Origin of the sequence: Brevundimonas denitrificans, assembly GCF_030160755.1 — a bacterium.
In the GTDB taxonomy this organism is placed as follows: domain Bacteria; phylum Pseudomonadota; class Alphaproteobacteria; order Caulobacterales; family Caulobacteraceae; genus Brevundimonas; species Brevundimonas denitrificans.
Map to the genome: position 1 here is coordinate 1 of NZ_BSOY01000097.1, position 6,885 is coordinate 6,885.

6 protein-coding genes are annotated in these 6,885 nt (G+C 68.2%); 2 read left to right on the plus strand and 4 right to left on the minus strand.

Features of this window, described 5'->3' with window-relative positions; genetic code table 11:
• Both QQJ79_RS14330 and QQJ79_RS14335 read left to right on the plus strand, forming a co-directional pair.
• Positions 1 to 362: hypothetical protein (locus QQJ79_RS14330; protein WP_284223599.1), on the plus strand; the 362-nt coding region annotated here is incomplete at its 5' end.
• Positions 359 to 1,171 carry a phosphatase PAP2 family protein gene (locus QQJ79_RS14335; protein ID WP_284223600.1) on the plus strand — a complete coding sequence of 271 codons (813 nt, stop codon included), beginning with the start codon at positions 359 to 361 and terminating at the stop codon, positions 1,169 to 1,171. The genes QQJ79_RS14330 and QQJ79_RS14335, both read left to right, overlap by 4 nt.
• On the opposite strand, the gene aguB is transcribed toward QQJ79_RS14335, so the two are convergent.
• The 4 genes from aguB to msrA form a co-directional block, all read right to left on the minus strand.
• On the minus strand, positions 1,152 to 2,021 hold the full coding sequence (gene aguB, locus QQJ79_RS14340; protein ID WP_284223601.1) for an N-carbamoylputrescine amidase: 870 nt from the start codon (positions 2,019 to 2,021) through the stop codon (positions 1,152 to 1,154). The genes QQJ79_RS14335 and aguB overlap by 20 nt on opposite strands.
• Positions 2,021 to 3,022, minus strand: coding sequence for an agmatine deiminase family protein (locus QQJ79_RS14345; protein WP_284223602.1), 1,002 nt, complete (start codon positions 3,020 to 3,022; stop codon positions 2,021 to 2,023). The genes aguB and QQJ79_RS14345 overlap by 1 nt, the downstream gene beginning before the upstream one ends.
• Before the next feature lie 176 nt (positions 3,023 to 3,198).
• Positions 3,199 to 5,823, minus strand: a complete 2,625-nt coding sequence (locus QQJ79_RS14350) for a TonB-dependent receptor (RefSeq protein ID WP_284223603.1) — start codon at positions 5,821 to 5,823, stop codon at positions 3,199 to 3,201.
• Positions 5,824 to 6,081: 258 nt separating this feature from the next.
• Positions 6,082 to 6,705: a peptide-methionine (S)-S-oxide reductase MsrA gene (msrA, locus tag QQJ79_RS14355; RefSeq protein ID WP_284223604.1), complete on the minus strand. Its 624-nt coding sequence runs from the start codon at positions 6,703 to 6,705 to the stop codon at positions 6,082 to 6,084.
• Positions 6,706 to 6,885 lie beyond the last annotated feature (180 nt).

The window sequence follows — 6,885 nt, forward strand, 5'->3', positions numbered from 1 at the left end:
CCGCCGCCGTCCCGACTGAATCCTCCGCCGCCGCGACCCCGGCGGCCCCGGGAGCCCCGGCCTTCGCCGTCGTCTATCCGGGCGGCACGGCCCTGGGGCCGGTCACCGTCGCGCGCGGTCCTGACGGACCCGGCGGCATTCTGAGCTTCACCACCGAGGCGACACCGGACGCCGTGGTCGCCTTCTATCGCCAGCGCGCCGAGGCGGCCGGCCTGGCCTCGGTCATGGCCATGAACACGGGCGAGGCCCGCGCCTATGGCGCCGCCGCCGGGGACGGCAGCGGCAAGCTGCTGCACGTCGTCGCCACGCCTGTCGAAGGCGGCCCGACCAGCGTGCAGCTGGACTGGACCAACGGCCGGTGAAACCGGCCGCCGCCCTGGCCGCCTGCCTTCTGATGGGCGGGTGCGCCGCTGCAGGCGGTCCTTCGGCTCTGATCCCGCCGCCCTCCGGCTACCTTTCGGCCCAGGAAGTCGGCCGCATGGCCGCGCTCTCCATTCCCGCCATGTCCAGTCCGGGCGCGAACGATCTGGCGTTGGCCCATGCCGTATCGCCGGGCACAGACCGCTGGTGGCTGGCCACCGCCCATGCCGAACTGCGCGCGCCGGAAGCGGCCCAGCATTTCGACTGTCTGCTGGAGACCCGCCTGAACCAGCATCCGCGCCCGGCTCTCACGCGCATCATGAGCCGGCTGCTGGCTGATGCTGACGCGCTGGTCCAGGCCATGGTTCCTTTGACGCCCGTTCCCGCCCCGAAACGACCTGTTGCCCTGATCGAGGGCCTGGAGCCCTGCCAGCGGCTCACCCCCGAAGCGCGCTCAGCCTCGGCCTGGCCCGCGGGCGGGGCGGTCGTCGCCGCGGCCTATGGCGAACTGTTCGCGGAGCTCGCGCCCGACAGGGCTGAGGGCGCGCGCCGCATGGGACGGGAGATCGCCTGGAGCCGCGCGGTCTGCCGGGTCAACCGGGCCTCCGACGTCGAGGCGGGGATCGGCGAAGGCGCCAGGCTGTTCGCCCGCGCGTCCGCACAGCCGGAATTCCAGGCCGAGCTGGAAGCCGCCAGGGCCGAGGTCGCCGCCGCCCGCGTCGAAGGGCTGACACAGCCGTCCTGCGCCGCCGAACGCCGCGCGCTGCGGCAGTGGAGCGCGCCCGCGGCGACTACGCCGGCCGCGGGCTGACCAGCGAGCCGTACAGGTCGGTCCTGCGGTCGCGGAAGAAGCCCCAGGCGGCGCGGTGGCGGTCGATGAAGTCGAGGTCGAAGGCATGCACCAGCACGCCTTCTTCGTCCCGTCCGAAGCTCTCGACCAGATCGCCGCGGTGGTCGGCGATGAAGGATGAGCCGTAGAAGACCTGCCCGGCGTCATTGACCTGTTCACGGCCGATGCGATTGGCCCCGACGACCGGCACGATATTGGACACGGCGTGACCCTGCATGGCGCGGCGCCACGGCTCGGCGGTGTCCAGCTCCTTGTCGTGCGGTTCCGAGCCGATGGCGGTCGGATACATCAGCACCTCGGCCCCCTGCAGCATCATGGCGCGGGCGGTCTCCGGGTACCACTGGTCCCAGCAGATGCCGACCCCGATGCGGCCGTGGCGGGTGTTCCAGACCTTGAACCCCGTGTCGCCCGGCCGGAAATAGTATTTCTCCTGATAGCCGGGGCCGTCCGGGATGTGGCTCTTGCGATAGACGCCCAGGGCCGATCCGTCGGCGTCCAGCATGACCATGGAGTTGAAGTAGTGCGGCCCCTCGCGCTCGAAGATCGAGACGGGAATGGCGACGCCCAGTTCGGCCGCCACGGGCTGCAGCGCGGTCACGCACGGATGCTCGCGCCACGGATGGGCGCCCGCGAACCATTTCTCCTCCTGCGAGACGCAGAAATACGGACCCTGGAAGAGCTCGCTGGGGAGAATCACCTGCGCGCCGCGGCCCGCCGCCTCACGCACCAAGGCGATGGTCTTGTCGATATTGGCGCGCAGGTCCTCGCCATAGGAGGTCTGGAGCGCGGCGACGGTGATCGTACGGGCCATCAGGCGGGCTCCTGCTGGGAGATGCAGTGAAAGGATCCGCCGCCCGACAGGATGGCGATGGACGGCAGGGCGATGATCTCGCGGTCCGGGAAGACGGTCTTCAATCCCTGGCAGACCAGATCGGCGGCGCGATCATTGCCGTAGGTCGGGACGATCACCGCGCCGTTGGCGATGAGGAAATTCATGTGGCTGGCCGGAACGGGCCGTTCGTCCTCGTCGCCGATGAATCCGGGGGAAGGCAGGCGGAGGACCTTGAGCGGGGCACCCGTCGCATCCGTCATCTCCGACAGCGCCCTGGCCACCGCGTCATAGACCTCGTCATTGGGATCGCCCCGGCCCCAGGCGATCGGACAGGCGACCACCCCCGGCGCGACGAAACGCGCGAGGTTGTCGACATGGCCGTCGGTGTGGTCATTGAGCAGGCCGTCGCCCAGCCAGAGCACCTTGCGGGCGCCGAGCGATTCCGTAAGCGCGGCCTCAGCTTTCGCCTCGCTCCAGCCAGGATTGCGGTTCGGGTTCAGCAGGCACTGGCGGGTGGTGACGATGGTCCCCTGCCCGTCATGATCCAGCGCCCCACCCTCAAGAATGAAGTCATGACGGTCCAGCGGCACGCCGGAGGCCGCGCCGATCTGGTCCGCGACCGTGTCGTCGTGTTCGAGCTCGTACTTCCCGCCCCAGCCGTTGAAGCGGAAGGCGGAGGCGGTGGCCGATCCGGCGCCGAAGATCGGGCCGGTGTCGCGCAGCCAGATGTCCCCGAACCGGCCGTCCACGACCTCGACATTGGCGACCCCTTCGAAGCGGCGCCGGGCGTCGGCCAGGGCCTCGGGCTTGCCGACCATCAGCTTCACGATCTCGCGGCCCGGCCCGGCGAGCGCGCGGACCAGGGCCTCGACCTCGGCCTGCGCCGGTTCGAGATTGTCCTCCCACAGCTCGCCATGGCTGGGCCAGCCGACCCACATGGCGCGGTGCGGCGACCATTCGGCGGGGATGAGGATGGTCATGGGGGCGGGGCGTCCTGAACGGCGGCGGGGGCGACCGCGCCAGATAGACACGCCGGACCCCGACTTCAACTCATGCGGACGTCCGGGGTTCGCCGCGGATACGGCATGGCGGGCGAAAAGAAAGGGGCGGTCCGTCGCCGGACCGCCCCTCCTTCAGTCTGTGTCGATCGAAGGGTCTAGAACTTCAGGCCCAGGCTGATGACCGCGGTGCGCGGCGCGCCGATCGAATAGGTCCGGGTCTGGCCGCTCCGCAGCGGCACCCGCGGGTCGGTGCTGATCGGTGCGGCGAACGAGTTGTTCCCGGTCGAAATGTTGCCGAGGTAGTCTTCCTCGAGCAGGTTGGTGACGTTGACCTGCACATAGGCGTCGCGGATGCCGAAGGTGTTGGTCAGGTCGTAGCGGGCGTCGAAGTCGACGACCGTATAGGCGGGAGCGACCTCGTCATTGACGTCGGAGGCGAAGCGGTCGCCGACGTATTTGGCCTGCAGGCCCAGCGACAGATCAGCCGTGGCGTCCCAGTCGATGCGGGCCGAATAGGTCCAGTCGGGCGTCTCGACCAGGGTCTTGCCGGCGGTTTGCAGGAAGGTCGGGATCACGATGCCCGGCGCCAGGCCGCAGGGCGGGGTGGAACCCGGGACCTGGGTGGCGTTGGTGCAGGTGAAGTTGCCCAGGAACAGGTCGTCCTGCAGCTCGCTCTCATTGTACGAGGCCGAGCCGTAGACCGACAGGGTGTCAGAGACGTTCCAGCCGAACTGGGCGTCGAGGCCCGACTGAATGACCGCGCCGACGTTGCGGTCGATGGTCAGGTCGAAGGTCGGCGAGGCCGGATCGTTGTCGCGCGAGGACACGATGCGGTTTTCGTACTCGGTGTACCAGAGCGCGACCTGCGCCAGGAACATGTCGTTACGGAAGCGATAGCCCAGGTCATAGGACTTGGTCGTTTCCGGCTGCACCGCCGAGAAGTCGAGAACGCCGGTCGTGCTGCGGACGGGCTGGTAGAGGTTGTCGGTGCGGGGCACGGAAATGCCTTCCGCATAGCTGGCGTAGACGCTGTGGCCGTCGGCGAAGCGCCAGTTCACGCCGCCGCTCGGCAGGATGTCGTTATACTCGAGCTCGGCCTGGTAGGGCGCGATCCACGAACCCGTGGTGCCGACGAAGGTCACATTGCCCGGACGGGTCAGGTCCGGCGTGGTGGCTTCAGTGGTGCAGCGGACGGTCGAGGTGCCGTTCAGCGAGTAGCAGTACTGGTTCAGCTCACGGCGGAAATTCGGAGCGCGGGCGCCGATGTTGATCGTGACCGCGTCCTGGAAGAACTGGCCGCGGTATTCGATGGCGAACTGCTGCAGTTCGGCGATCGAGAAACGGTCACGCGAGCGATAGAAGGAGCCGTCGCGGCCGAACACGCGGTCGTCCGGGCTGCCCCAACGCTCCTGGCCGCCGAACACATTGATCGGCTCGGCGTCGCGGCCGAACAGGGTCGCTTCACCGGTCTGACGGTGACGACCGTAGTCCAGGGTGTAGGCGGCGCGCAGACGGTGATCTTCGTTCAGATCCCAGATCAGCGAGCTGATGATGCCATAGCGGTGGGTGTTGGTGTTCGACGGGGCATAGAGGGCGATGGTGTCGAGCACGTCGCCGTCGCCGTTCAGGTCGAAGCCGACGCCGGTGGTGTTGGTGCCGTCCTGGTCGAAGCGGTTGTCACGCTCGGCCGCGAAGGAATAGTTGCCGCCGTTGGCGATGACGTACTGGAAGGACGGGTCAAAGGTGAAGCGGATGTTGTCCGTCAGGCCGTAGCTGAACTGACCGCGGATGTTGCCCGTGTTCGACGGGTTGATGCGCAGGCCATGGTAGTTGGTGCAGCTGCCGGTGCCGGTGGTGCCGTCCGAGCGGACGAAGTTCGCCTGGGTGTTCTCGTTCTGGGCGCCGGCGCCACCATTGGGCAGGAAGCAGGCCTGGTCCTGTTCGAGGTAGGTTCCCGAGTTGAACTGCGCCTGGGTGATGAAGTTGTTGTAGAAATCGTTGCGGTTGACGTTCCAGTGGGCCGAGACGCTGGCGAAATTGCCGTCCCCGAGGTCCTGGTAGAGCTTGCCGTTGAACTGGGTCTTCTCCAGTTCGCCCGGTCCCTTGAACTTGTCATAGTTGGTGTAGGAGTAGGCGACGTAGGCGGTCGTGCCCCAGGGGCCGAAGGCGCCGGTGTCAGCGCGCACGAAGCCGCGCAGATAGTTGAACTCGCCGATCGAGCCGTTGAACTGCATGCCGGCTTCTTCGAGCGGGCGAGCGGTCGTGTAGTTGATGGTGCCGCCCGTGGCCGAGGCCGTGGGGCTGTCGACGTCGGTGGTGCCGGTGTTGACCGAGGCCCGCTCGATCAGCTCGGGGTCGAGCTGCTGGTTGGTGTAGGTGGCGTAGTTGCCGGTGTCGTTCAGCGGCACGCCGTCGAAGGTCAGCGACACGCGGTTGCCGTCGAAGCCACGCAGACGGATGTTGCCGCCCGAGTTGCCGTAGGGATCGGCGTTCACGAAATTCAGGCCGGGGACCAGGTTCAGGGTCTGCAGGATCGTCTGACCCGGGTTCTGGGTGGCGATGAACTCCTGGGTGATGGTCGAGCGGGTCTTGGCGACCGTCTCGGCGACCAGCGTGCCGTCGGTGGTGAAGGGTCCGCGCACGCCGGTGACGACCACGGTGTCCAGTTCGGTGGCTTCGGTCGCGACCGTGCCCGACGATTGGGCCGAAGCGGCGCCTGCGACCAGAAGGCCGCTGAAGAGGGCGGTGGTCGCCCAGAACACGCGTTTGCGGTTCGTCATTGTCATCTATCCCCGATGAAGAAGAGCGCGTGCGCCCGGCAACCGGCGGCAGCCGGCTAATCTCCCGCCCCCTCTAGGCGTGCCATCGGAAAGTGGGACGACATTCGTGTGACAGTGATATGACAGCCGGGCCAGGTGGCGTCAGAGACACACCCGGCCCGGGCCGAAGCTGTGGATGATTCCGCCATCGGTCGCTTCACGGGCGGTCGCGGACCATTTCTTCCGGGTCCGGAACGATTGGCGGGCCCCGGGAGACCCCTATTCGCCCCAGACCGCCCGCAAGCGGGCGGCCCGACCGCAGAATCGGCTGTAGCCGGCGTACCGAACCGGATTCAGCCGGGCGAAGTCCTGATGATACGCCTCGGCCGGCCAGAATCTCGCCGCGTCGCGGACCGGGGTCACGAAGCGGGCGGCGCCGATCCGGGCCGCGGCCGCCCGACGCGACGCCTCTGCGGCCGGCTTCTGGGCGGGGCTGGCGAAGACGGCGGTCGCGTAGGACGCGCCCTGGTCGCAGAACTGCCCGTCAGGGTCCGTGGGATCGATGGTCCGCCAGAAACGGTCGACCAGCTGGCGATAGGTGATGCGGGCCGGATCAAAGGTCACCTGGACCGCTTCAAGGTGGCCGGTGCCGCCGCGGACCACCTGGTCATAGGTCGGATTGGCCGCCTGGCCGCCGGCGAAACCGGATACGGCCGCGACCACGCCCGGCATGCGCTCGAAATTGGCTTCGACGGACCAGAAGCATCCGCCGGCGAAGACCGCGACCTCGCGCCGGCCGCTGTCCCGCGCCTGGGGACCCGAAGGCGCGCTTTCGGCCGGAGCGCCCGGCGAACAGGCGGCGAGGGCGAGAATGACGAGACTGCAAACGGCGCGGCGCGACATGGGGGCGTTCTCCGGCTGCGCGACGGGGCCCGCGCCATGACCGACATACGATCGTCGCGCCGTGGCGGTTTCAGATCAAGCGCCCAAAGCAAAACCGCCGCCCCCCTTACGGGAGGCGGCGGCTCTGTGTTGCTGGCCTTCGGCCTTCCGGTTTTAGCGGAAGTTGATGCCGATGGTGGC